General features: G+C 58.0%; 25 protein-coding genes. 13 read left to right on the forward strand and 12 right to left on the reverse strand.

Going from position 1 to position 23,854, the window contains the following annotated elements; genetic code table 11:
• On the forward strand, positions 1-404 hold a 404-nt coding region (locus KEHDKFFH_RS20325), incomplete at its 5' end, for a hypothetical protein (RefSeq protein ID WP_206748230.1).
• On the opposite strand, the gene tyrS is transcribed toward KEHDKFFH_RS20325, so the two are convergent.
• Complete coding sequence (gene tyrS, locus KEHDKFFH_RS18690; protein WP_104323306.1) at positions 394-1,596, reverse strand: tyrosine--tRNA ligase; 1,203 nt, start codon at positions 1,594-1,596, stop codon at positions 394-396. The genes KEHDKFFH_RS20325 and tyrS overlap by 11 nt on opposite strands.
• Before the next feature lie 304 nt (positions 1,597-1,900).
• On the opposite strand from tyrS, the gene KEHDKFFH_RS18695 reads away from it, so the two are divergent.
• Together KEHDKFFH_RS18695 and KEHDKFFH_RS18700 are read left to right on the forward strand one after the other, a co-directional pair.
• Positions 1,901-3,310, forward strand: a complete 1,410-nt coding sequence (locus tag KEHDKFFH_RS18695) for an OapA family protein (RefSeq protein ID WP_104323307.1) — start codon at positions 1,901-1,903, stop codon at positions 3,308-3,310.
• 7 nt (positions 3,311-3,317) lie between these two features.
• Positions 3,318-4,415, forward strand: a complete 1,098-nt coding sequence (locus KEHDKFFH_RS18700) for an anhydro-N-acetylmuramic acid kinase (protein ID WP_104323308.1) — start codon at positions 3,318-3,320, stop codon at positions 4,413-4,415.
• Between the two features lie 12 nt (positions 4,416-4,427).
• Here KEHDKFFH_RS18700 and erpA read toward each other — a convergent pair whose 3' ends face one another.
• The 4 genes from erpA to argC form a co-directional block, all read right to left on the reverse strand.
• Positions 4,428-4,760 carry an iron-sulfur cluster insertion protein ErpA gene (erpA, locus tag KEHDKFFH_RS18705; RefSeq protein ID WP_198412821.1) on the reverse strand — a complete coding sequence of 111 codons (333 nt, stop codon included), beginning with the start codon at positions 4,758-4,760 and terminating at the stop codon, positions 4,428-4,430.
• An 84-nt stretch (positions 4,761-4,844) separates the two neighbouring features.
• Positions 4,845-5,330, reverse strand: coding sequence for a bactofilin family protein (locus KEHDKFFH_RS18710; protein ID WP_064228565.1), 486 nt, complete (start codon positions 5,328-5,330; stop codon positions 4,845-4,847).
• 1 nt (position 5,331) lies between these two features.
• Positions 5,332-6,072 carry a DUF6776 family protein gene (locus KEHDKFFH_RS18715; RefSeq protein WP_104323310.1) on the reverse strand — a complete coding sequence of 247 codons (741 nt, stop codon included), beginning with the start codon at positions 6,070-6,072 and terminating at the stop codon, positions 5,332-5,334.
• A 16-nt stretch (positions 6,073-6,088) separates the two neighbouring features.
• Positions 6,089-7,126 (reverse strand): N-acetyl-gamma-glutamyl-phosphate reductase, encoded by a 1,038-nt coding sequence (argC, locus tag KEHDKFFH_RS18720; protein WP_104323375.1) that lies wholly within the window; start codon positions 7,124-7,126, stop codon positions 6,089-6,091.
• 154 nt (positions 7,127-7,280) lie between these two features.
• Between argC and KEHDKFFH_RS18725 the strand changes: the two genes are divergently transcribed.
• From KEHDKFFH_RS18725 to KEHDKFFH_RS18750, 6 genes are all read left to right on the forward strand, one after another.
• Positions 7,281-9,056, forward strand: coding sequence for a chloride channel protein (locus KEHDKFFH_RS18725; protein ID WP_104323311.1), 1,776 nt, complete (start codon positions 7,281-7,283; stop codon positions 9,054-9,056).
• A gap of 3 nt (positions 9,057-9,059) precedes the next feature.
• The gene (gene hemJ / locus KEHDKFFH_RS18730) at positions 9,060-9,482 is read left to right on the forward strand and encodes a protoporphyrinogen oxidase HemJ (protein WP_104323312.1); all 423 of its coding nucleotides are present in this window, start codon (positions 9,060-9,062) and stop codon (positions 9,480-9,482) included.
• 11 nt (positions 9,483-9,493) lie between these two features.
• On the forward strand, positions 9,494-10,282 hold the full coding sequence (gene thiD, locus KEHDKFFH_RS18735) for a bifunctional hydroxymethylpyrimidine kinase/phosphomethylpyrimidine kinase (RefSeq protein ID WP_104323313.1): 789 nt from the start codon (positions 9,494-9,496) through the stop codon (positions 10,280-10,282).
• Positions 10,279-10,938 carry a thiamine phosphate synthase gene (gene thiE / locus KEHDKFFH_RS18740; RefSeq protein ID WP_104323314.1) on the forward strand — a complete coding sequence of 220 codons (660 nt, stop codon included), beginning with the start codon at positions 10,279-10,281 and terminating at the stop codon, positions 10,936-10,938. The genes thiD and thiE overlap by 4 nt, the downstream gene beginning before the upstream one ends.
• Before the next feature lie 15 nt (positions 10,939-10,953).
• Entirely contained in the window at positions 10,954-12,234 is a 1,281-nt protein-coding gene (gene hemL, locus KEHDKFFH_RS18745; RefSeq protein ID WP_104323315.1) for a glutamate-1-semialdehyde 2,1-aminomutase, read from the forward strand.
• 328 nt (positions 12,235-12,562) lie between these two features.
• A complete protein-coding gene (locus KEHDKFFH_RS18750) occupies positions 12,563-13,483 on the forward strand; it encodes a lipase family alpha/beta hydrolase (protein WP_104323316.1) in 921 nt (306 codons plus the stop codon).
• Between the two features lie 34 nt (positions 13,484-13,517).
• Here the strand turns inward: KEHDKFFH_RS18750 and KEHDKFFH_RS18755 are convergent, their stop codons facing one another.
• From KEHDKFFH_RS18755 to KEHDKFFH_RS18770, 4 genes are read right to left on the reverse strand one after another with little or no spacing between them, the layout of a single operon-like run.
• Positions 13,518-14,840: a tetratricopeptide repeat protein gene (locus tag KEHDKFFH_RS18755; protein WP_104323317.1), complete on the reverse strand. Its 1,323-nt coding sequence runs from the start codon at positions 14,838-14,840 to the stop codon at positions 13,518-13,520.
• 53 nt (positions 14,841-14,893) lie between these two features.
• The gene (locus tag KEHDKFFH_RS18760; protein ID WP_104323318.1) at positions 14,894-15,268 is read right to left on the reverse strand and encodes a hypothetical protein; all 375 of its coding nucleotides are present in this window, start codon (positions 15,266-15,268) and stop codon (positions 14,894-14,896) included.
• Positions 15,265-15,957: an anti-sigma factor family protein gene (locus KEHDKFFH_RS18765; protein ID WP_104323319.1), complete on the reverse strand. Its 693-nt coding sequence runs from the start codon at positions 15,955-15,957 to the stop codon at positions 15,265-15,267. Before KEHDKFFH_RS18765 ends, KEHDKFFH_RS18760 begins: the two co-directional genes overlap by 4 nt.
• Positions 15,958-15,967: 10 nt before the next feature.
• Positions 15,968-16,555 (reverse strand): RNA polymerase sigma factor, encoded by a 588-nt coding sequence (locus KEHDKFFH_RS18770; RefSeq protein ID WP_192875812.1) that lies wholly within the window; start codon positions 16,553-16,555, stop codon positions 15,968-15,970.
• 224 nt (positions 16,556-16,779) lie between these two features.
• Between KEHDKFFH_RS18770 and KEHDKFFH_RS18775 the strand changes: the two genes are divergently transcribed.
• Positions 16,780-17,697, forward strand: a complete 918-nt coding sequence (locus tag KEHDKFFH_RS18775) for a DUF4382 domain-containing protein (protein ID WP_104323320.1) — start codon at positions 16,780-16,782, stop codon at positions 17,695-17,697.
• A gap of 40 nt (positions 17,698-17,737) precedes the next feature.
• On the opposite strand, the gene KEHDKFFH_RS18780 is transcribed toward KEHDKFFH_RS18775, so the two are convergent.
• Together KEHDKFFH_RS18780 and mrcB are read right to left on the reverse strand one after the other, a co-directional pair.
• Entirely contained in the window at positions 17,738-18,319 is a 582-nt protein-coding gene (locus tag KEHDKFFH_RS18780) for a tetratricopeptide repeat protein (RefSeq protein WP_104323321.1), read from the reverse strand.
• Positions 18,316-20,646, reverse strand: coding sequence for a penicillin-binding protein 1B (mrcB, locus tag KEHDKFFH_RS18785; RefSeq protein WP_104323377.1), 2,331 nt, complete (start codon positions 20,644-20,646; stop codon positions 18,316-18,318). Before mrcB ends, KEHDKFFH_RS18780 begins: the two co-directional genes overlap by 4 nt.
• Positions 20,647-20,803: 157 nt before the next feature.
• Here mrcB and KEHDKFFH_RS18790 point away from each other — a divergent pair, with 157 nt between their 5' ends.
• From KEHDKFFH_RS18790 to KEHDKFFH_RS18800, 3 genes are read left to right on the forward strand one after another with little or no spacing between them, the layout of a single operon-like run.
• Positions 20,804-22,354: a bifunctional aminoglycoside phosphotransferase/ATP-binding protein gene (locus KEHDKFFH_RS18790; RefSeq protein WP_422385706.1), complete on the forward strand. Its 1,551-nt coding sequence runs from the start codon at positions 20,804-20,806 to the stop codon at positions 22,352-22,354.
• A gap of 40 nt (positions 22,355-22,394) precedes the next feature.
• Complete coding sequence (locus KEHDKFFH_RS18795; RefSeq protein WP_104323323.1) at positions 22,395-22,763, forward strand: pentapeptide repeat-containing protein; 369 nt, start codon at positions 22,395-22,397, stop codon at positions 22,761-22,763.
• On the forward strand, positions 22,760-23,131 hold the full coding sequence (locus tag KEHDKFFH_RS18800) for a Rieske (2Fe-2S) protein (protein WP_104323324.1): 372 nt from the start codon (positions 22,760-22,762) through the stop codon (positions 23,129-23,131). The genes KEHDKFFH_RS18795 and KEHDKFFH_RS18800 overlap by 4 nt, the downstream gene beginning before the upstream one ends.
• On the opposite strand, the gene sfsA is transcribed toward KEHDKFFH_RS18800, so the two are convergent.
• Positions 23,115-23,846 (reverse strand): DNA/RNA nuclease SfsA, encoded by a 732-nt coding sequence (gene sfsA, locus KEHDKFFH_RS18805; RefSeq protein ID WP_104323325.1) that lies wholly within the window; start codon positions 23,844-23,846, stop codon positions 23,115-23,117. The two genes, KEHDKFFH_RS18800 and sfsA, sit on opposite strands and share 17 nt — an antisense overlap.
• Positions 23,847-23,854 lie beyond the last annotated feature (8 nt).

A 23,854-nucleotide genomic window follows, 5' to 3' on the forward strand; every position in this document is an offset into this window, starting at 1 on the left:
CGCATCCGAAATACCTCGGCCAGCGCCCACACGAATTACTTGGTCAACTTTTTAAAGAGCGTTTGAGCTGTTGCTCAATCAAGGCCGCGTATTCTACATCGTTCCGCCGCCTTGTCAACCGTTTATTTTTCGGTGTTTTCCGTCTCCGGAAAGCGCCGAAAAATGACCCGGCTTACTGCTTGTTTCGAGCTGCGCATTCTACAGTGAATCGCTTGCCTGTCAACCGCTTTCTGAAGAATCTCAAAACTCATTTTCTTCAGCGCTTTCAAACAGTTATCTTTCGATTTCCAAGCCACCTCAGCGGTGCCCCCTCGAAAGAGATGCGCATTCTACAGACCTGCCCGTGGGTGTCAACGGCGATTATGAAAAAAACTCAAAATCGCCCAAGATCGATCACACAGTGATCAGAACACGGGCGATCTTCTTCTTGCCCGCCTGGATCACACAATCATCACCCTCCACAAACATCCGATCGCCTTCGAATTTCTGGCCATCCACAAAGACCGCACCACGCCCCAGGACATCTCTGGCTGCCGCCCCATTCTTTACCAAACCCGCCAGGCGAAGCACCGAAGCCATCGGAATCTCCTGCTGCCCTTCCAAAGACACCTCAACCATCGGCACATTTTCAGGAATCTCGCCAAGGGCTACGCGGTTACCGGCAGACTTGTGGGCAGTGCGTGCTGCTACCTCATCGTGGAACCGGGTAATAATCTCTTCGGCCAGCAGCTTCTTATAGTCCTGCGGGTTGGCGCCACCAGCAACATTCTTACGAAACTCCTCCACCTCAGCGAGTGGCCGGAAGCTCAGCAACTCGAAGTAACGCCACAGGAGATCATCCGGCATAGACAACAGCTTGGTATACATTTCACCTGGTGAGTCATTTACACCAACGTAGTTGCCCAGAGACTTAGACATCTTCTGAACACCATCGAGCCCTTCGAGAATCGGCATGGTAAGAATCACCTGGGGCGACTGGCCGTAGTGCTTTTGAAGAATGCGCCCCATCAGAAGATTGAACTTCTGGTCGGTCCCGCCCAGCTCTACATCGGCCTCCATGGCAACGGAGTCATACCCCTGAACCAACGGGTAAAGGAACTCGTGAATTGCGATCGCCTGCTCAGCCCTGTAACGCTTGGTAAAATCATCCCTCTCCAGCATGCGAGCAACGGTGTACTGTCCCGCCAGCTTGATCATATCGGCGGCGCTCATCTTGTTCATCCAATCGGAATTGAACATGACGCGCGTTTTTTCAGGATCCAGGATTTTGAATACCTGCTCTTTATAGCTAACTGCGTTATCGGCAACCTGCTGTTCCGTTAAAGGAGGGCGCGTGGCACTCTTACCAGTGGGATCACCGATCATTCCGGTGAAGTCTCCAATCAGAAACATCACTTCGTGACCGAGATCCTGGAACTGGCGAAGCTTGTTAATAAGAACCGTATGCCCAAGATGAAGGTCCGGCGCAGTGGGATCGAAACCCGCCTTAATCCGGAGCGGACGACCTTCCTTTAATTTCTCGACAAGCTCATCTTCCGGAATGAGTTCGTCTACGCCTCGCTTGATTATCGCCAACGCTTCATCAATGGATGCCATGAACAACACGTCCCCGCTTTGATCTTGGAAAGATTCTGTCAGTTACAGAGTTCAACAAAAGAAATCTGTGAGTTACCTGTTCCCCTGCTACAGTAAGCTGACCAGAAATTGACCAACACCGAATTTGCAGGGCGGCGTATTATAACAACGCTGTTAAAAGAAATCCGGAGGATGGAACAGTAACCGTAATGTTCCACGCTGTCCCGCATGCATTTTATACGGTAATCTGTTGGACTATACTTGAACAACAGCTTTAATTAGGTAGTACAAGCTGCCGTAATACCGATTAAAACGGGTGCGATACGTGCTAAAAATGTTTCCCAAAACTCACATTACCATTGCTGCTGCGGCCACCGTTGTTGTTACCGCTGCCATCCTTATGAGTCCCAGCAGCAACGTTGAAGCGAAAAGGATGTCTTACGCTCTGGATCTGGAGCAGGGCACTGTTTCCGAAACAGGCGCCTCGACAGCGCAGGCAACAACCCCGGCCGACCCTGTCACAGAGACCCAGCCGGAAGTATCCGAATCAAAGGTGGCGACAGAAGCTGGCCAGCAGGCAAGCCTTGCTGCACCGGAATTACCCGCCGCCCCGAAAGAGCCCGAGCTCGACTGGCAAGCCTTCGCAATCAAGTCCGGCGACACCCTTTCGTCCCTGTTCAAGAAGGCCGGCTTCAATGACGGCATTATGCTTTCCGTTATTCACGGTGACGGTGAAGCGGACAAGCTTCAGCGACTGTACGCTGGCGAGACTATTCGTTTTGCCACCACCGAAGACGGCTCACTTGCAGCCATTGATCTGCAACGAAACCTTCTGGAGACCCTGAAGATTACGAAAGAGGGTGATAACTTCACTGGCGAGACCGAAGTTCGCAAACCGGAAGCACGGCCGGCCTTCGCGTCCGGCACTATCGACGGCTCTTTGTATCTTGCCGCTCGTGACGCGGGCCTCAATGACCGCCTGACCATGGAGCTGGCCGGCATCTTCGGCTGGGACATCGACTTTGTTTACGACGTCCGAAAAGGCGACCAGTTCGAAGTGGTTTACGAGGAACTCTACCTGGATGGCGAAAAGTTCGACACCGGTCGAATCCTGTCTGCCAGATTTGTTAACCGTGGTGAAGAAAACCTCGCCCTGCTCTACACCGACAGCAATGGCGACACTGATTACTACGCCCCGGATGGCAAGAGCATGCGCAAGGCATTCCTGCGAACCCCAATTAATGCCCGGGTTTCCTCTGCTTTTAACCTGCAGCGCCGCCATCCGGTTCTGGACGTTGTCCGCCCACATGAGGGCACTGACTACGCAGCACCTCCCGGGACCCCCATCAAGGCAGCAGGTTCAGGACGGGTGAAATTTGCCGGCTGGAAGGGTGGCTACGGGCGGACCGTTATCCTCCAGCATGGTGACAACATCACCACCCTTTATGCTCACATGAGCCGACTGGGCAAAGGCATCAAGAACGGCACCCGGGTCAAGCAGGGCCAGACTATCGGCCACGTCGGCTCCTCTGGGATGGTCACTGGCCCACACCTGCATTACGAGTTCAGGCTGAACGGGTCACCGCGTAACTCGCGCACCGTCAAGCTACCGGATGCCAAGCCCATTCCTTCTTCCGAAATGGCTCGATTCAAAAAGTTCACCGAGCAACGAATCGCGCAGTTTGACGTTTTCCGCGAGAGCTATCAGCAACTCGCGCTGGCTTCAGACGACTGAACGTAGAATGGAAGCCTGGATAGGGTTGATGTCGGGCACCAGCATGGATGGCATTGATTCCGTGCTGGTGTCTTTCCAGAACAACACCGTAAAGATCCACGCCTCGCACACCACCCCTTACCCCGATCAGATTCGCCATCGCCTGCTTGCCGCCAGCCAGAATCAGGCCGCACCCGACGAGGTCGGTGAGCTCGACACTCTGGTCGGCACGCTGTTTTCCGAAGCGGCGCACGAGGTTATTCAAACATCCGGTTTTGACCGGGCGACGATTCGCGGCATTGGCAGCCACGGCCAAACGATTCGGCACCAACCCTCCGGCACAGCCCCTTTCTCGATCCAGATCGGCAATCCATCTGTGGTAGCCGAAGCCACAAACATCACAACGGTCGCCGATTTTCGAAGAAGGGATATGGCCGCGGGAGGCCAGGGTGCGCCACTGGTTCCAGCCTTCCATAAGGCCTTTTTCAGTTCGGATACCGAGAACCGCTGCATTCTTAACCTCGGGGGCATTGCCAACATCACCTGGCTTCCGGCAAGCGCGGGCCTGCCGGCAACCGGGTTTGACACGGGCCCAGCCAATGCATTGATGGATGCATGGTGCCTGGACCAGACCGGGCTTCCGTTTGATAGCGATGGCCATTGGGCCAAAGAGGGTTCCATTAACCAGGAGCTGCTTGACGACATGCTTTCCGATGCCTACTTCTCGAAGGCACCCCCAAAAAGCACCGGGAAAGAGCGGTTCAATCTTGACTGGGTCAGAACACTGGTAGGTCGCCACCCGAACATTTCAGCAGAAGATATCCAGAGGACTTTGCTACAACTGACCGTTACCAGCGTCGTTAATCAGCTGCCTGAGACCACAGACCTTCGGGTTTACGTGTGCGGCGGTGGAGTGCGAAACCCTCTCCTGATGGACGAGCTTGGCAAGGCACTGCCAGAGGCCCAGCTCTCTCTAACCTCGGAACTCGGCGTGGACCCTCAAATGGTGGAACCTGTGGCGTTTGCATGGCTGGCAAAGCAGGCTCTCGAAGGGAAACCCGGGAATCTGCCTGACGTGACCGGGGCGACTGGCCCTCGCATCCTGGGAGCCATCTACCCGGCTTGAAGCCTTTCTGGATCAGATAGAGAAGGAACTGCCACACCCGCAAGTGGAACTGGCGTTGGGGTTCTGGACCACAAACTGTGATCCCTGCAGGCCTTCCTGGTAATCAATGGTGGCACCCACCAGATACTGGTAGCTCATCGGATCAACCAGAAGAAAGACACCATCGCGCTCAATCACAGTGTCTTCCTCATCCTGGTTTTCATCAAACGAGAAGCCGTATTGAAATCCGGAACAGCCCCCGCCCGTGACAAAGACACGGAGTTTGAGTTCGGGGTTTTCTTCTTCCTCGATCAACTCACGTACTTTGGCAACGGCACTGTCACTAAAGAACAGCGGTGTGGCCATTTGTTGCTGAACTGCGCTCAAGTTCGCCTCCGGATTATCGTGAACAACTCAGGCGATTATGGTATTCCTGACTAAAACAATCAACTATTCGGACTTTCCACCATCGGCCGACTCCTCGGATCCCGAGTCCTCATCACCGTTGGCAACCTGCTTGTGCCCGGATCCGGCAGATTTGGCATCCTGGGATAGCAGACCGACAGGTTCCCGCTGATGTACCAGATTTCCGTTCACCGAGGCACCCATCGCCATCTCGATCAGGTTGTAGTACACGCTACCATTGATAGAGGCTTTTTCCGCCAGTTCAAGATGCGCCGATGCGTAAACATCACCGTTTACAGTACCGTTAATAATGACGTGGGGCGCGTTGATATCGCCTGTCACTTCGCCAACTTCCGAAACCCTGAGCACCGCGTCAGTGCCCTCATCAGCAACCACCTTCCCGCGAATACGGCCATCCACGTGAAGCCCACCGCTGAAATGCACATCCCCTTCCACGGTAGTCCGAGAGGAAATCAGAGTGTCAAAATGGCCGGTGGGCCGGCGCGGTTTCTGCTTTTTCTTGCCAAGCATGTCAGTTCTCCGTTAAATCGTCCCAGTTAAAGGTGCGCTCGGCTTGCGAGGATTTTCTTCCCTCCGCCTGGGCTACCACCTGGATCTCAAGCGGCTCAAATTCTTCCGGCAATTTCAGCGAACCTTCAACGTCCTGAAAATACCGGAAACGGAATTTCACACCGAGATCGGCTATATCCTCCGAGAGATCACGCAAAGCGATGACCTCTTTTTCTTCATCACGCAAACCGATGACATTGACCGCCACCACACCGGAAATGTAGCTCTTGTTGTTGCCGACCTGGGTCAGCACCAACTTGAAGTCATAGCTATCCCGGTTTCGGGCCGGAACCAGTGTAAAACTGTCAACCTGGAGCCCCTTGCTGGTTTCCGAAGGTGCCATGATGTTTTTATAGAACGTCAGGTCCGATTGCAGTGATCCAATGCGGGTTTCCAGATCGACGATGGTTTTACGCGCCTGATTCAGGGCCTGTTCATCAATAGCGCGCCCACGCTCCAGGTTGATCAGCTGTTGCCGAGCCTTGCGATAGTCGTCCCGCAGTTTCTCGACTTCGTTCTCCAGCACCTGGTTCGACTCCTCGGCGCTGGAAAAACGGAAACCGCTCTGGGCCAGCCCCGTGGCATACCCGGCAATCGCCGCCACGACGGTGAATGCCAGCAGGATGGCCGTTCTTCGCAGGCGGTACCCCGGACGATGCCGGATAACCACATACTCTTCGGCCGGCTTTCGCTGTTCGCTCACAATCTTCCCTTGGGCATCAAGGCAGCAGCGCCGGGGCCTCAAGGCCCATGGTTTCTTTCAGTCCGAACATGATGTTCATATTCTGAACCGCCTGCCCCGCCGCACCTTTAACCAGGTTATCGATGACGGAAGAGACGATCACGATGTTGCTCTGCTCCTGCCTGTGCAGCGCCATACGACACTGGTTCGCCCCGCGCACACTGCGGGTTTCCGGATGGCTGCCAAAAGGCATGACATCGACAAAGGGCTCGTCGGCAAAACGCTCTTCAAACAACGCCTGCAGCCGATCAAAATCGGCCGGATTTTTAAGCTCGGCGTAGAGTGTTGCTTCAATGCCACGGATCATCGGAATCAGATGGGGAACGAAGGTCACGCCCACATCGCCGCCGGACGCGCCGGACAGACCCTGGCGGATCTCCGGCAGATGACGATGGCCTGAGGCGCCATAAGCCTTGAAGCTTTCACCAACCTCACCGTGCAGCATGCCAATCTTGCCTTGCCGGCCTGCGCCGCTGGCGCCGGATTTGGCATCCGCAATCAAACGGGCAGGATCCACCAACCCTTGCTCCAGCAATGGCAGGAAACCAAGTTGAACCGCTGTGGGGTAGCAACCCGGGTTGGCAACCAGCTGAGCCGCACGAATTTCATCGCGCACCACTTCGGGCAGTCCGTAAACCGCCTTCTCCGCCCATTCCGGGCTTTCATGGGCCATGCCGTACCAGTTGGCCCAGACATCCAGATCCTTCAGACGAAAGTCAGCGGACAGATCCACTACACGCACGCCGGCGGACATCAGTTCCGGAACCATTCTCATGGCTACGCCATGGGGCGTTGCGAAGAACACCAGATCGCAGGCTCCAAGCACGGCGACGTCGGGCTCAGAAAACGCCAGGTCGTAGTGCCCTCGCAAATTGGGGTACATATCCGCTACCGGCATGCCCGCTTCAGACCTTGAGGTAATGCAGCTGACCGAAATTTCAGGGTGAACCGCGAGGATTCTCAGCAGTTCCACACCGGTGTAGCCGGTGCCACCAACGATGCCTACTTTAATCACCATTTTCTCCAGCGACGTCGTATCAGAATTAAGTGCTTTGACGCCGTAGTCTACCATGATAAACCAATGACTTATTGCAGCCCTCAGGGCGACCGTTACAATGTTGTCAGAAACCTTCTGACAGTCCACCCAAATCCACCGGAACTCTGGCCTCATGCAGAAAATCTGGCACCAGATTACCGAGCATCTGATTCCTGTTTTCCGGCGCCGACTGTCCGGTGTTGATGCATTGCCGCAACTGGCCGTGCTCGGCCTCCTATCCGGTTTGATTACCGGTGGCGTCATCCTGGTGTTCCGCCTGGCCATCGAGTGGCCGCTCGAGCATTTTCTTCCAGGCGATGGCTCCGAATCCTTCGAGGAACTGGACCTGCTGACCCGAGGGCTTCTCCCGCTCGCCGGGGCGCTGGGCCTGGGCTTGCTGATGCACCGCCTGGCCACCCACGACCGCAAGGTCGGGATCGTTCACGTTATGGAGCGCCTGAACTACCATCAGGGCTACATCTCCATACGCAGTGCGATTGTGCAGTTTATCTCGGGGGTGGCCACCGTGGTCAGTGGCCAGTCGGCAGGTCGTGAGGGGCCGGCCGTGCACCTGGGTGCGGCCTTTTCGAGCCTGATGGGACAATGGATGCGCCTGCCGAACAACAGCATCCGGACACTGGTGGCCTGCGGCTGTGCGGCGGCCATTTCAGCGTCGTTCAACACGCCGATCTCAGGTGTCATTTTCGCCATGGAAGTGGTGATGATGGAATACACCATTGCGGGTTTCACGCCAATCATTCTGGCGGCGGTAAGCGCAGCGATTGTTACCCAGGCGGTTTATGGCGCGGAACCGGCCTTCAGCGTGCCGGCGCTGACCATGAACTCGTTAACGGAGATCCCCTGGATACTGGCCATTGCCGTGATTATCGGCATCGCTGCGGCGCTGTTTATCCAGTTGGTCGACACCATGGGCAAGCACCACCACCGTCCGGTCTTGTTGCGCATTACCATTGCGGGCCTTCTGATGGTGCCATTCGCCATTTTCATTCCGGAAACCATGGGGATCGGGTACGACACCGTCAACGAAACCATTAATGGTGAGCTGGGGTTCTGGCTATTGCTGGGAGCTGGCGCTGCCAAGCTGGTGATCACCTCGCTTTCCATTGGCCTGGGCATGCCAAGCGGCGTGATTGGTCCCACGCTGTTCATGGGGGCAACCCTGGGCGGCGCCATGGGGTTGATCGGCGCGCAGATTTTGCCGGAACACGCATCATCGGTTGGCTTTTACGCCATGCTCGGAATGGGCGCCATGATGGGTGCCGTGCTTCAGGCGCCGCTCGCTGCCCTGATGGCGCTGATGGAACTCACGCGAAACCCCAACATCATCCTTCCGGGTATGCTTATCATTACCACCTCGAGCCTGGTCACCAGCGAGGCCTTCGGCAAGAAATCACTGTTCCTGACCATTCTCAAGAACCAGGGGCTGAGCTACCAGAATTCCCCGGTAATTCAGGCCCTCCGACGAGTATCGGTTGGTGCCATCATGGACCGCAGCATACTACGCACCGAGCGGCACCTGAGTGTCGAAGAGGCAAGAAAAGCCCTGAAATCCGAGCCAAAGTGGCTGGTGGTTGAGGGCAGTAGCGGACCCACCGCCCTGTTACCGGCCGTCGATCTGGCCAGATACCTGGAGGATACGGAAAAGCTGGTGGCCGAGGAGGAAATCGAACCACCGGAGTCCATTGACCTGATGGACATTCCCGCCAACCGTCGTGACGTTGCCCCGGTACAGTACCAGGCCACCCTGGAGGAGGCCTTGAACGAGTTCGATGCAACCAATGCCGAGGCCCTTTACGTACAACGCCACGTGGCGCCCATGATCCAGCGGGTTTATGGCGTGGTGCTGAAAGCCGATATAGAGAGTTACTACCAATACCGACGGAGCTGATGAATGCTTTGGGTGAAAGCCTTTCATATTATTTCACTGGTGTGCTGGTTCGCCGGCATCTTCTATCTGCCCAGACTGTTCGTCTACCATGCCGCCTGCGAGGACGAGCCCGGTCGTGAGCGCTTCAAGATCATGGAGCGCAAGCTGTACCGCGGCATCACCACGCCCTCGATGGTCGCGACCGTTGTCTTCGGCCTCTGGCTGATAAGTTACAATGCCTCTGGCTATTTCAGCCAGGGCTGGATGCATGCCAAGGTGTTACTGGTGGCAATTCTGATTGTTTACCATTTTTATTGCGGACACCTTGTAAAGGTCTTCCGGGACGACCAGAACACCAGAAGCCACGTGTTTTACCGTTGGTTCAACGAGCTGCCGGTCCTGATCCTGCTGGCAGTTGTTATCCTGGCCGTTGTCAAACCGTTTTGAGGAGCTGAGTCATTAAACGCTACACCCGACCCCAGGTTCTTGTTCTTTCCGGCCTCGACCCCTCTGGCGGTGCCGGCATTCAGGCCGACATTCAGGCAATTACCTCGCTGGGGTGCCACCCCTTGCCAGTTCTCTCCTGCCTCACCGTTCAGGATACCCGCAACGTATATGGCGCCGAACCGGTATCCGCAGACCTGATTCGCCAGCAACTCCAGTGCCTTGCTGAAGACACTCCCATTCACGCCATCAAAACCGGTGCCCTGGGCAATGCTGCGGTGGTGGATGTGCTGGTGGAGTTCCTCCGTGAACACCCCGGCATACCAGTGATTACCGACCCGGTGATCAAGGCCGCAGGTGGAGGTGACCTGGCCGACGACGAGCTTGTTAGCGCCATGAAAGAGAAGCTGTTTCCTCTGGCCGAGATGATTACGCCAAACGGTATCGAGCTGGCGATGCTCGGGGGCAGCGATAACCCTGATCAGGCCGCCGACAACCTGCTGCAAGGCGGATGCGAATCGGTATTGGCCACCGGCGGGCATGGCACCGGCATTCACATTATCAACACGCTCTATAATCACGCGCCTGAAGCCATGCGCTGGGAGGTTGAACGTATCGGCGGCGAGTATCACGGCACCGGCTGTACCCTTGCCGCGGCCATTGCCGCCGGCAGGGCCTCCGGCCTGTCTCCACGCGCTGCCATCTCCCAGGCCCAGAACTACGTCCAGCGCGCAATACTGCACGCTCTGGAAGTGGGTAAAGGCCAGCCGGTCCCGGATCGAGGCATTCTGTGGGAACGATGAGCAAAGGGCTTCGTCCGGGCCTCTACGCCATCACGGACAGCGCGCTCACGCCACCCGAAACACTGATCGAATCGGTTGAGGCAGCGCTTCGCGGCGGCGCGGTCATGGTACAATACCGCGAGAAACACGCGCCGATGGCCGAGAGACTTGCCCAGGCCAGGAATCTTCAGGCTGTTTGCCAGAACGCTGGCGTCCCATTGCTGATCAACGACGATCCGGAGCTGGCGAAACGCGTGGGCGCTGCCGGAGTCCATATGGGGCAGACGGATGGCTCGCTGACCGCCGCCCGCCAGTTGCTCGGTGAACAAGCCATTATCGGTATCACCTGCCACGCCGATCTGTCACTGGCACAGGCCGGACTGGAGGCAGGCGCCGACTACCTGGCGTTCGGGCGCTTCTATACGTCGTCGACCAAACCCGGCGCACCGGCAGCATCACCCGGAGTGCTGACCGAAGCAAAGAATTTCGGGCGCCCGCTGACCGCCATTGGCGGTGTGACTGTAGAAAACGGCGAACCCCTGATTCGCGCCGGGGCCGACATGCTAGCCGTGGTTGGCGGCCTGTTCGGCGGTACGGCTGATGACATTGAGCTGCGGGCCAAAGCTTTTGAACGCTTGTTCGCCAGCCATCACCCACTTTTTTCACTTCCCGAATAACAGGAGCCCAGATCCATGACGCACTCCGAAACCCTGTTCGAGCAGGCCCAGAAATACATCCCCGGTGGCGTGAATTCTCCGGTCCGGGCGTTTCGCGGTGTCGGTGGTACGCCCATTTTCTTCAAACACGCCCAGGGCGCCTATCTGTACGACGAAGACGATCAGCGCTACATCGATTACATCGGCTCCTGGGGCCCCATGATTCTTGGTCACGGTGACCAGCGCATCAAGGATGCCCTGCACGCCCAGGTCGACCTGGGCGTTGGCTATGGCGCACCCACAGCCCTGGAAACCGAGATGGCCAAGAAGGTGTGCGAACTGGTGCCCTCCATTGAACTGGTACGCATGGTGAATTCCGGCACTGAGGCCACCATGAGCACCGTTCGACTCGCCCGGGGCTATACCGGTCGGGACAAGATCGTGAAATTTGAGGGCTGTTACCACGGCCATGTGGATTCACTGCTGGTGAAGGCCGGCTCCGGCGCGCTCACCCTGGGCGTACCGAACTCCCCGGGCATCCCCGCAAGCCTGGCCGAGCACACCATCACGCTGACCTACAACGACATGGACAGCGTCCGGGAATGCTTCCGGGAGATGGGCGACCAGATCGCTGCCATTATCGTTGAGCCGGTGGCCGGTAACATGAACTGCATTCCGCCGGTTCCGGGCTTCCTGGAAGGGCTTCGGGAAGTGTGCGAAGAGCATGGCACTGTGTTGATCTTCGACGAGGTGATGACCGGATTCCGGGTTTCCCTCGGCGGTGCGCAGGGACTCTACGGTGTTACCCCCGATCTCACGGCCCTGGGCAAGGTGATCGGTGGCGGCCTTCCGGTCGGCGCCTTTGGCGGCAAACGGGAAATCATGGAGCACATTTCACCACTCGGCCCTGTGTATCAGGCAGGTACCCTGAGCGGCAATCCCCTGGCCATGTGTGCCGGCCTGACAACGCTGAATGCGATCTCCGAACCCGGCTTCCACGACCGGCTGACCGAGAAAACCAATGCCGTTCGCGATGGCCTGAAAGAAGCCGCTGACGCCACCGGCATCCCGTTGACGGTGCAGAGTGCGGGCGCCATGTTCGGGTTCTTCTTCACCGGGGAAACCTCTGTCACTCGCTTTGACCAGGTGATGGCCTGTGATGTCGAACGCTTCAAGAAGTTCTTCCAGGGCATGTTGAAGGAAGGCGTCTATCTGGCACCCTCGGCCTTTGAGGCTGGCTTCACTACGGCGGCGCTTTCCGAACAGGACATTGCCGATACCATAGCGGCGGCGAAAAAGGTCATGGCCACGCTCTGACATTTCCGCCTTCCCCCATCGACGCCCCGCAGGTCGCAGCATGTCCTGCGGGGCCACCTCAGTGACGAGCGTCACATTTTCAAGGCGAGAACACCTATCTGGCCTCCTCTGCCGTTGACTTACCATCCCGACTGATCAAATGTTGATCTAATCTCTACCGAGATGCTCTGACGGCACCAATCTAACAAACACAAGAATCAAGTCAGCGCACGGAAGCACTCGATCTGCCATGTTGCAGATGCAGTACGAGAAGATAGTCTCTGGAGCAACCCGTTAGGTTGAGCCGCAGTTTGAATAACAAACACAACATCAAACTGTAGGAACGACAATGAAACTCTGGATCCAAGCACTGGCCCTGGCCCTCACTGTGGCCTGGTCCGCACCCTCTGCCGCCTGGTGGTGGGACTCTACCCCTTCAAACTACACGGATACCCGTTACCCGGTTGTGCTGGTACACGGTATGTTCGGCTTTGACTCCATTGCCGGCGTGGATTACTGGTACGGGGTCGCGGAGGATCTCCGCAAATATGGCGCCGATGTCTACACCACCCAGGTGCCGGCCCTGGACAGCACCATCGCCCGGGGTGAAGCCCTGCTGCCGCAGGTACAGGCCATCGCCGCGGTGCACGGCAAGGTCAACCTGATCGGCCACAGCCATGGTGGCCCGACGGCCCGTTACATTGCCAGGGTAAGGCCGGATCTGGTTGCCTCGGTGACGTCAGTTGGCTCACCCCATAAAGGCTCGCCGGTCGCCGACCTTATCTATGGCTCCCCTGCCGAAAGCCTCGCAGCCAATCTGGGTAATGCGCTGGGCGGGCTGATCGACCTGCTCTCCGGTGGCGGTTACAACCAGGACCTGCGTTCCAGCCTGCAGTCCCTGACCACCCAGGGCAGCGCCGAGTTCAACAATTTTGCCCCTGCCGGCATTCCAACCACCGCCTGTGGTGAAGGTGCCTACTCGGCAAACGGCGTCCGCTTCTACTCCTGGGGTGGCACAGGGGTTCTGACCAACGTACTGGATCCTTCCGACGCGCTGCTGGGCACCACCAGCCTCGCCTTCGGCTTCAGCCAGAATGACGGCCTGGTGGGCCGCTGCAGCAGCCGGTTTGGCAAGGTGATCCGGGACAATTACTTCATGAACCATCTGGACGAAGTGAATCAGGCCCTGGGGCTGCACAGCCTGTTCGAGACAGACCCGAAAGCGGTTTTCAAGCAACACGCCAACCGCCTGAGGAACGCCGGACTGTAATGGGTAGCCGGCCTTCTGGCTTTGCATCGCAGAGCTAGAAGGCCCCTTCCAGGGTCAACATCAGAGTCTGACGTCGATAATCATACTGTGACAGACTGCTTCTGTTGTCCCGAACCAGCCACTCCCCCCGGACCAGCCACCGACTGTCCAGGGACCTCTCCGCCAGCAATCCGATCTCCAGTCGGTTATCCTCCCGACGGCCGCTTTCACCAGTTGCGGTCACCAACTGATGGTCATCCTGGTATCGGCTGTGGCGAATCGAGCCAGTTGCTCCGAGAGCCAGGTCAGGATGCCAGCGATAGCGAACGGCGAACTCCAGGGTGTGGTGGGTGGGTGAGACACTGATGAACTGATCGGCTGTTTGCAGATCCCGCCGGTCATTGATTTCCAGTGAGTATTCGCCGTCGAGGCGCCAGGATCCAAGGTACTTGAGCGCATGAAGGCGTGCCCGATACCACTGACCGTCATAGGCTTCATAGCCAGAGCCACCATTCACGGTAGCCGCCGCCAGGGATATTCCGCATTGGTCCGGAGCCAACGGTAGCGAACACTTCCACCAACGATGAAACCCCTCAATGCCGTATCGGGTCTCAAGGGATTGACTGTCGAACCAGGATTTCGCCAACGACACCAGTGCCCCGCGCTCACCTGCGGCCAGGGTCTCAGACCAGGCAATTCGTCCCTGCAACACCTGAGTGTCGTATTCGTCATCAGATGGGTGTTCGCGGGAATAGGCGGCCGCGTCGAGGGCAACCCGGGAGCGGGTGCCGACGGGTCGTTCGTAGGTTCCCGCAGCCAGCGCTTCAAGAAAGCCGCCACCCTCGCTGGACGCGGTGTCCTCTGGCAAGCCGGCAATATTGGAATCATAACCACCGGAGATGCCCAGATAGCCGCGAATGGAGGGCTCGCTGGCCGACGGCGGAACTCCGCCGGCCAGTTTATTCAGCTGGGCCCGGGCCAACGCCCGGATTTTATCCGGAGCACTCTCTGCCGAGGCCTGTTCGAACCAGTGTCGGGCTTCGAAAGGCTCGTCCCGGGCAAGCGCGACCAGACCAAGGTTATAACGCGCCAGGGCGCCGTCGGAGTCGTCCAGCAAGGCACGGAAGGCCGATTCAGCGGCGACATAATCGCCCAGCTGATAGCAGACAACGCCAAGGTTGTAGAAAAGAGACGGGGATGAGAGGCCTGCATCAACGGCGCTCTGGAAGCGCTGTTTCGAAGCGTTCAGGTCTCCTGCTTCGAAGGCTTCAACGCCGGCACGAAAATCCTCCATGCCGGCTTCCGTTTCCGCCGCCTGAAGAATCGTTGTGGGCACTAAAAAAAAGATCAGGGACAGGGCGCGCCAAAATACCAGCAAACAGGTTTCTCCGGACTAATCCTCGCGGGGCAGGAACGGTTACATCTCCGGGTTCAGCGATCCAGCCCAGGTGCATCCGGCAGCTCAGGGCGTTCCGGGCGCTCCGGCAACTCAGGCTTACCCTTGATCAGTTCCCGGGATTGCCTGGCCTTTTCGGACATAGATTCACCAAACTCGCGCCCCCTTTCTCGGGCTTCACTCGCCGCATCCCGCCCCGGGGAGCCAGATTTACCCGGATTGTCGGGTTTTTCAATAGCACGGGGCAACTCAATTTCCCGCACGACTGAATCGGTGAGCTCTGCGTCGTCAGTCACCATGCGCATGGTAACATCCAGATCATCATTCGCCAGTGTTGTCGCCGGGACCCAAAACCCGACCACCAGCAATCCGACCAGCGTAGCGCTCAATGCAAACCTGTCACCTGTCATGATTCGGGATCCTCGACCGGGCGTTGTGAGTATTCGGGAATCGGGGCACGAAAGGTTTTCTGGCGATCTCCGGTGTCCAGTCGGGCCACCAGCTCACCGGCACCGGGAAAGAGGAGTTTCAGAGGCAGCGACAGGACGTTCTCCCCGGCATTCAGGCTGACCTTCCAGCTAAGCTCACGATGCCCTGGCCAGGAGGCCAGTTCCACATTCGGTGGTAGCTCCAGGGTAAGCGTCACGTTTTCCAGGGCTTCACCCGAACGGAAGGCAAGGCGCACGGTTTTCTCAACAGGTTCGGCAATCCCGGATGCCGGGTTTTCAGCGGCATTTTCCGACGACGCGACATCAGGCACGGTGTTGTCAGTCACATTATCGGGCTGAAACAGAAAACCCAGGCCAATACCCAGCGCCAACGCCGCCGCAATGGCACTACCCAGCGCCCCGTGACTCCATCCAGAATTCGGATTGGCTGCGCTGCGGGCAGACGACAAAACACGGTTGTGGAAATCAGGAGAAGGCGCAGGGACGCTGAACTGCTCCTGCAACGCCCGGTTCAGAGCACGCTCCGAGGCAAGCCTCTCACTGCATGCCGGGCAGGCAGCAATATGCTGCTGCACCCGTTCACGGTCGCGGGCGGAAAGCTCATTATTGATGTAGGCGGGTAGATCCACCCGGATTTCGTTGCAGGACATTGTCTTCACCTCACTCCCCCACACGTCCAGCCGGCTCGGTTGGTTCCAGCTCCCGCTGCAATTTCTTTCGCAGGGCCGCACGACACCTGTGCAGCCGCGACTTTACGGTCCCCAGCGGTATATCTAGCACCTGCGCGATGTCCTCCTGGCGCCAACCGTCCACATCATGAAGTAACAACAGGGTTCGCTGATCGGGCGTGAGGGTCATCATCACCCGATCCAACACCGGCCCCAGGCGAGACTGCTCAAGTTGCAGATCCGGGCCAACGCTGTCCGATTCAAGACTGTCCAGCCAGTCAGCCTGGCTTTCCGCACCGACCAGCTCCGTCAACGGGCGGTCACTCTGACGGTTCTTGCGCCGAACCTGGTCGATAAACTGCCGGTAGAGCACCCGATTTAACCAGGGCCGTAGCTGGTCAACGCTTTCCAGCTCATCAAGCCTTGGGAATAACTTGACCACGACATCCTGAACCAGATCCTCGGCATCCTGCTGCTGACCGGCCAAACGGTAAGCAAACCGGTGCATGGCGTCCAGATGAGGCTGCACCAGGGCGTCAAAACGCCGGGACTTCGAGGGCTTGAAAGGAAAGATTGCCAAAGCCGTTGTTTACCTGCGTGGGTTCATGCCAGCGGCGCAGTCTATATCAAATGGCCGGGCCGATGCATTTGCCGAGTTCCCGATCTGAAAATTCAACGATTGCCGGGACATTAGGGAACGTTAACAAAAATCCCGGAACTCTGTCCTCTACCCGTGCGTGGTATAGGGGTCAGATAGCGATGTTGCTTCGCTATGATTCCAGCAAATAAACCTTGGAGGTTTATATGAAACGTTCGATTCGTCTTTTCACCGTGTCCGCTCTGGCTGCTGGCATTGCCGCCTGCGGAGGTAGTGGCGATGGCAGTAGCACCAGCTCGACAGGCACGGTTAATGTAGGGTTAACCGATGCACCCGTCGATAGCGCGCAAGAGGTGAACATAGAGGTCGAGGCATTGGTACTGCAACACTCCAATGGCGAGCGGAGCCGATTCGAGTTCGACATGGCAGAGCCCGTGAACTTGTTGGCGCTTACTGGTGGAACAGTGATGTCTTTGCTGGCAGACGAAGAGGTAGCTGCAGGGGATTATTCCTGGATGCGTTTGGAGCTCGGTGATGGAAACAACATTGTCATCAACGGTGGCCAATTCGACCTGACAACTCCGTCTGCGCGAGGAGTCCAAACTAGCGGATTCATTGTGCCTGCCGGCGGCCAAATCAGTCTGACCATCGACTTCGACGTCAGGAAATCTATCGTGAATCCTCAGAACAATCCTGACGTTTACAGACTCAAACCGGTGATTCGCCTGGTCGACAACTCTGAAGTAGGCACCATTGCAGGCACAGTCGCTGGCGAAGTTATCATCAGTCAATGCAGTGAAGAAAACGCGGGCTCAACCGACACTTTCAATGGCAGCGTGTACATCCATGAGGGCTTCGATGTCGCACCTGATGATATCGGCAGCGACCAGGAGCCGCTGGTTGCCGTACCTGTGAACTACAAGAACGACCAGTATGTTTACACTGCGGCATTTATACCGGAAGGTGAATACACTGTCTCATATACCTGTGGCGACGATCAGATCGAAACGGCAGAGGGCGAACCTTCCGATGATGAACTCACCTTCATCACTGGCGACAGTCAGGTTGAAGTAGTCAGCGGCGAGACCAATACAGTTAATTTCGAAGCCTCAACTCCGGAATGACTAAAAAAGAGGGGCGCAAGCCCCTCTGTGCACAGCTTATTTATAGCGCCTCAGCTCTTGCCTCCGCCTGATCCGCACCCGCCACATTTCCGCGTGCCCGGCGAATATCCGCCAGCAACAGCCAGCCGGCTCTCTGCAGCCTAATATCACTTCCGGCCAGCGACAATCCTTTCAGCGTGAACTGCTCCGCAGAGCCCAGCTGATTGCCCGCCACATACGCTTCGGACAGTTTGAAATACACCTCGGCAGAACGGGGAGCAATCCGCTGTGCACGCTCCAGACGGGCGATTGCCCCGGATACATTGCCTTGTGCCAACAGCTGGTCGGCCTCGCGCACCAGGCTGAGTGCCGCCGGCGAAAGGCCATCCCCGGTTTCACGGTAGCTCGGAGAACTGGAGCGGGAAGGTTCCCGGGTTTCCTGTGTCGCTTCCGGCTGTTCGCTCTTGCGCCAGACCGGCGCTTCGCTTTCTTCGGTCTCGGTACTGGTTCTTGGTGGCTCGGGCGCCTTGGCCGGCTCACCACCAGCCGGCACGTAGATTCCTCCTCCCGGCCCGGAAGCACAGCCGGCCACTGACAGCAGCAAAGTAATCAGTGCGGCCCTGAACGAAATACGGTCAATCATTGAAACAGTCCTTCAAACCAGCCCCGAATACGACGTTCCAGGTTTCCGGAGCACGAAATTGTCTGCGTGGGTTCGCTGCCGGCAATGTACGGCAACAATCGGGCATTGTCGCAGTATTCGTCCGTCAATGCCTGCCGCTGTGAGTTCACCCAGTGATAATTCACCCCGTCGGGCACCACCGGTGAAAAGCCGTGCTGCGGAACCTGCGCCATGAACCTCGACCACACCGGCAGTGCGCCGCTGGCCCCGGTCAGCGATGTGGGCCCGTTATCATCGCGCCCGACCCAGGCCACCGCAAGCAAATCGCCACTGAACCCGGCAAACCAGGAATCCCGGCCATCGTCGGTGGTTCCGGTCTTGCCCGCAAGGGTGAGTTCCTGAGGCACTGTGTAGTAGGCAGAACGGCCCGTCCCTTCCTGCATGGTTTCCTGCATGACGTATTGCACCAGGTGCACGGCGGCGGGATCGGCAACCTGCTCAACTTCAAGACTGTAACGGGATAAGGCCTCACCGCCAGCATCCGTCACTTCCCGGATGGTTCGCAGCGGGGTATTGAAGCCGGATGTCGCCAGCCCCTGATAGATCTGCGCAACCGTCACCGGGCTCATGGAAACCGACCCCAGAAGCATCGACGGGTAACGGGAAATCGGCGTGTCCACACCGAACGCCGTCAGAGTCTCCCGAACTTCGTCTACACCAATATCCAGCCCGACGCGAACGGCCGGCAAGTTGTAGGAACGGGACAGCGCCTGATGCAAGGGCACCTCGCCGCGCTCCTCGCCATCGTAATTCTTGGGCTGCCAGCGTTTGCCATCGTCGAATTCCAGGGTGAAGCTCTTATCCAGCACCGGCGTGGTCAGGGTATACCTTTCCGGCTCCTGGAGGGCCGACAGGTAGATGAAGGGCTTGATCAGCGAGCCGATTGGGCGATTGGCATCCAGTGCCCGGTTGAAACCGGCGAATTGCGGATCCCGGCCACCGACCAGGGCCAGCACCTCTCCGGAATCCTTCGCGGTTACCACAAGAGTGGCCTCCAGCGCTTCGGCATTCTGCCCGCCGCCCAGCCTGGGCAGGGTATCGGTTACCGCATACTCCGCCGCATACTGGATTGCGGGGTTCAAGGTAGTGAAGATTCGCAGACCCTCACTGCGCAGATCCTCCTCCTTGTAATCACGAGCCAAGTGCCTTCTGACCAGATCAATGTAGGCGGGGTAACGATTCTCGGAATACGAGGGGCGCTCACTGACGCCCAGCGACAATCCACTGGCCCTGGCCGCGCGGCCCGGCTCAATCAGGCCTGCCTGTTCCATTTCAGAAATTACCAGATTCCGCCGCTCTGTAGCACGCTCCGGATGACGGCGCGGATTGTAGTAGCTGGGCCCCTTTACCATGGCCACCAGCAACGCGATCTGGTGCACATCCAGGTCCTTGAGGGATTCGCCAAAGTAGAACTGGCTGGCCAGGCCGAAACCATGAATGCTGCGGGTGCCGGCCTGCCCGAGATAGACCTCGTTAAGGTAGGTTTCCAGGATGTCGTCTTTCTCGTAGTGCAACTCCAGCAGCACTGACATCAGGGCTTCATTGGCCTTTCTCACCAGCGTCTGCTCACGAGTCAGAAAGAAGTTCTTCACCAACTGCTGGGTCAGCGTGCTGCCACCCTGAACGATTCGCCCGGCCTGGATGTTGGCCAGCATGGCCCGGCCGATAGACAGGGGGGCGATGCCGAAATGATCGTAAAAGTTGCGATCCTCGACCGCCATGAGAGTGGTTGGTAACAAAGCGGGCACTTCATCCAGTTGAACCAGTACCCGATCCTCTTTGTGCGCAGGGTAAATGCCGCCAATCTGGGCGGGCTCAAGCCGGACAATCGGGGCATTGTTGCCTTCAATCACCGAAAAGCCCTGAACCCGATCGCCCGAGATCGACAAAGAGATCCGGCGCCGGGGCTCATCTCCGTCCGGGAAGGAAAAACCGCGGGTGCTGATCACGAAACGGTTGCCGCTGCGCTGGTAACTCCCCGCTTTCTTGCCATCCCCTTTGCGGAAACCGGAGAGGCCAAGCTCTCGTTCGAGCGCACTGGCACTGACGCCGGCACCATCGAAAAGCTCAAGCGGACGGGCATAGACCCGGGACGGCACTTCAAAACGCCGGCCCTCGAAACGGGACGTCACCACGGCATCTAGGTAAACCATCCAGCCTGCCAGCAAAACGAGACCGATGGCACATAACCGGAACATGAAACGCCAGAACCACGGCCGGCGACCGTTGTTCGGGGAACGTCGGGAGGGCTTTCGCCTGGGGCTGGAAGATGCTTTGGATTTTTTCATGGCGCGATTATAACGAAGGGAGCGGTAAGGAAGGCAGGCCATCCGTGTGTTATTTCTGTAATCTGCCCGTTATGATAGGGCAAGAAAAATCAATGGGTTCAGGGAACGCGAGGAGAACACGGTGAGTGAGACATCCCCAGGCAATCTGATTCTGTCGATGCAGAATCCAGACCTGTACGACCATCCTGTCGATGGCTTTCAGATTATCGAAACTCACATCTCACAGGTAATCCTGACCGGCGATTACGCCTACAAGATCAAGAAGCCCATGGATTTCGGCTTCCTGAACTTCTCTACTCTCGATCGCCGAAAGCATTTCTGCGAGGAGGAGCTGCGACTCAATCGACGGCTGGCGGAAAAGCTGTATCTGGAGGTGGTGCCCATCACCGGAACGCCGGAAGCTCCCACCCTTGGCGGCGAGGGCGAGGCTTTCGAATACGCCATCAAGATGCGGCAATTCAGCCAGGACCAGCTTTTTGATCGCCTGCAGGAACAGGGCGAACTGGCACCCGAACTGTTGACCGATCTTGCCCGTCAGGTCGCCGCCTTCCACGACCATTTGCCACCCGTGCCTGATGACAAGCCGCTTGGAACGCCAGAGGCGGTGTTTGCCGCCATGCAGGAAAACTTCGACCAGATCCGTCCGTTGATTGACGATTCGGGTCTACTCATGCAGCTGGACAACCTCCAGGCCTGGACCGAATCCACCTTTGAGCGGCACCGGGAGCTCATTGCCCACCGCCGAGCCAACAATATGGTCCGGGAATGCCACGGCGATCTGCATCTGGCGAATATTACCCGATTCGAGGGCGAGGTGACCGTTTTCGACTGCATCGAATTCAACGAGCCGTTCCGCTGGATCGATGTCATCAATGACCTCGCCTTCCTGCTGATGGATCTGGAGTCCCGCGGGGAAAGTGCCCTGGCCAATCAGGTGCTCAATACGTACCTGGAATATCGGGACGACTTCGAGGCGCTGCCGTTGCTGCCCCTCTACAAGGCCTACCGCGCCATGGTGCGCGCCAAGATCGCCCTGTTTACCATGGGTAACCCGGGGCTTAGCGATTCCGAAAAAACTGACCTGATGCAGCGCTATCGCGACTACGCCCAGTTGGCGGAGGATTACGGCACTATTCCCAACCACTACCTGCTGGCAACCACCGGGCTATCCGCCAGCGGCAAGACCTGCGTCAGCGCCGCCATGGCGAACGAGCTGGGGCTGATACGCCTGCGCTCCGATGTCGAGCGCAAGCGGCTGCACGGGCTGGATCCACTGGAGAGCTCCCGCTCACCGACCGGTGGCAACCTGTACACCGAGGAAGCAACAGAGAAAACCTATCAGCGATTGGCAGAGCTCGCCGGCCACATTCTGGCAGCCGGGTTCCCGGTGATTGTGGACGCCGCCAGCCTGAAACAGAAGGAACGGTCTTCGCTGGCATCCGTAGCCGAAGCCCAGGGTGTGCCCTTTGCCCTTATTCATTGCGAGGCGCCGGAAGATCTACGCCGGGAATGGATCCGCAATCGCAAGGGCGATGCCTCCGAGGCCACCGAGGAACTGCTGGACGCCCAGCAAACCTGGTTTGAGCCGTTGACCGCGGAAGAGAAGAGCCACACCATCCATCTGCACACCGATCAGGAACATGTCGCGGAAGCGGTGGCTGACCGTATCCGTCAACATCTGGGCATTCCCGGCGGCAAAGCCGGTTAAGAACAACATCAGGCGCCTACAGGCAAGCGCGAGGTTCGGTATGGACGATAAAAGCGAACACGAAGTACATCAGATCAGCCACCCGCTCTACGATATTCTTCGTAGCGAGGACATTCAGGCATTCAATGCCGAAAAGGCAAAGCTCACGGAGTTGCCCAGTTTCGCCCATGGCGATTTCCGGGGGCTGGATCTGAGAGGAATGGATGCCAAGGGGCTGGATTTCCGTCATGCCTACTTCCGGGGCGCCGACCTTCGGGGTGTGGACTTTTCGAAATCCAGAATGGAAGGCTCGAGCATCGCCAGCGCCAAGATTTCCGGCTGCTATTTCCCGCACCGTCTGGAAGCTGATGAGATCGTCATGTCCCTGAACCACGGGACCCGAATGCGCTACGCCATATTGCCGAAATGAGCAGTAACCCGAACGCATGGCAGCCCGTCTGTCCCGCATCCGAGCTGGCACCGGGCCAGTTTGTCGAGTTCCGGCTCCGGGAGAAGGCCCGGGAGCCGGAAGGCATGCCGCTAACCGGGTTCCTGTTCCTGGATGGCAGCACACCCCGGGCCTATCTGAATATCTGCCCGCATCTGGGTGTTGAGCTGAACTGGATGCCGGGCCGGTTCATGGATTCCGACAACCTGTTCATCCAGTGCTCGACCCACGGTGCCCTGTTCAAGCCGGCCGACGGCGAATGCATTGCCGGCCCCTGCCAGGGCGATGCACTCACCCAGCTGGACCTGCGGGAGCGGGACGGCCAGATCGAGATCAGACTTCCAGAATAACCGGCACCGATTCGGTCAGCGTCAACACGCCCGTTGGCGTGCCATCGCTCTCACTCAAGTCGGCGCGATAGGCGATCACTTCCACACCTGCATCGCAGGCCTCCCGCAGCAGCTCACCGTATTTGCGATCGATGTGGTCGGCCGGGCGGACGGTCTGAATGCCGGTGTGATTGACCACGAATAACAGCACCGCGCGATCACCCTGCTGGACCTGGGCCATCAGCTCACGAAGGTGTTTCTGACCGCGCTCGGTAACCGCATCCGGGAAGAAGCCCTGACCATCCTCCGCCAGCGTGACATTCTTGACCTCCACCCAGGCATCGGCCGCCGTGTCATGGCCGGAAAGCAGCAGGTCAATCCGACTTTTCTCGGCGCCATATTTCACCTCGGCGCGGCACTCCGGGTAACCGGCCAATTCCACTATGGTACCGGCCAGCACCGCTTCCCTGGCCTGGCTGTTAGGCCGGGCGGTGTTGACACACGCCAACTGCCCCGGCGAGGTTTCTACCAGCTCCCAGGTGTACTGGAGTTTACGCTTGGGGTTGTCACTTCGGCTGAGCCAGACCCGGGCATCCTCTGGCTGACAGCCCAGCATGGAGCCGGTGTTCGGGCAGTGAGCGGTTACCTCCGAGCCATCCGGCAGCCGCACGTCTGCCAAGAAGCGTTTGTAGCGGCGAATAAGCCGGCCTTCAACGAGGGGTTCTGGAAACTTCATGTGATCTC

It is taken from the genome of Marinobacter maroccanus (assembly GCF_002933275.1).
Lineage (GTDB): Bacteria > Pseudomonadota > Gammaproteobacteria > Pseudomonadales > Oleiphilaceae > Marinobacter > Marinobacter maroccanus.

Bases quoted from the DNA above. Each gene is read 5' to 3' on its own strand.
- tyrS (WP_104323306.1), bottom strand. From the start codon at position 1,596: ATGGCATCCATTGATGAAGCGTTGGCGATAATCAAGCGAGGCGTAGAC.
- KEHDKFFH_RS18700 (WP_104323308.1), top strand. From the start codon at position 3,318: ATGGAAGCCTGGATAGGGTTGATGTCGGGCACCAGCATGGATGGCATT.
- erpA (WP_198412821.1), bottom strand. From the start codon at position 4,760: ATGGCCACACCGCTGTTCTTTAGTGACAGTGCCGTTGCCAAAGTACGT.
- KEHDKFFH_RS18710 (WP_064228565.1), bottom strand. From the start codon at position 5,330: ATGCTTGGCAAGAAAAAGCAGAAACCGCGCCGGCCCACCGGCCATTTT.
- KEHDKFFH_RS18725 (WP_104323311.1), top strand. From the start codon at position 7,281: ATGCAGAAAATCTGGCACCAGATTACCGAGCATCTGATTCCTGTTTTC.
- hemJ (WP_104323312.1), top strand. From the start codon at position 9,060: ATGCTTTGGGTGAAAGCCTTTCATATTATTTCACTGGTGTGCTGGTTC.
- thiE (WP_104323314.1), top strand. From the start codon at position 10,279: ATGAGCAAAGGGCTTCGTCCGGGCCTCTACGCCATCACGGACAGCGCG.
- hemL (WP_104323315.1), top strand. From the start codon at position 10,954: ATGACGCACTCCGAAACCCTGTTCGAGCAGGCCCAGAAATACATCCCC.
- KEHDKFFH_RS18750 (WP_104323316.1), top strand. From the start codon at position 12,563: ATGAAACTCTGGATCCAAGCACTGGCCCTGGCCCTCACTGTGGCCTGG.
- KEHDKFFH_RS18760 (WP_104323318.1), bottom strand. From the start codon at position 15,268: ATGACAGGTGACAGGTTTGCATTGAGCGCTACGCTGGTCGGATTGCTG.
- KEHDKFFH_RS18765 (WP_104323319.1), bottom strand. From the start codon at position 15,957: ATGTCCTGCAACGAAATCCGGGTGGATCTACCCGCCTACATCAATAAT.
- KEHDKFFH_RS18775 (WP_104323320.1), top strand. From the start codon at position 16,780: ATGAAACGTTCGATTCGTCTTTTCACCGTGTCCGCTCTGGCTGCTGGC.
- KEHDKFFH_RS18780 (WP_104323321.1), bottom strand. From the start codon at position 18,319: ATGATTGACCGTATTTCGTTCAGGGCCGCACTGATTACTTTGCTGCTG.
- mrcB (WP_104323377.1), bottom strand. From the start codon at position 20,646: ATGAAAAAATCCAAAGCATCTTCCAGCCCCAGGCGAAAGCCCTCCCGA.
- KEHDKFFH_RS18790 (WP_422385706.1), top strand. From the start codon at position 20,804: ATGCAGAATCCAGACCTGTACGACCATCCTGTCGATGGCTTTCAGATT.
- KEHDKFFH_RS18795 (WP_104323323.1), top strand. From the start codon at position 22,395: ATGGACGATAAAAGCGAACACGAAGTACATCAGATCAGCCACCCGCTC.
- KEHDKFFH_RS18800 (WP_104323324.1), top strand. From the start codon at position 22,760: ATGAGCAGTAACCCGAACGCATGGCAGCCCGTCTGTCCCGCATCCGAG.
- sfsA (WP_104323325.1), bottom strand. From the start codon at position 23,846: ATGAAGTTTCCAGAACCCCTCGTTGAAGGCCGGCTTATTCGCCGCTAC.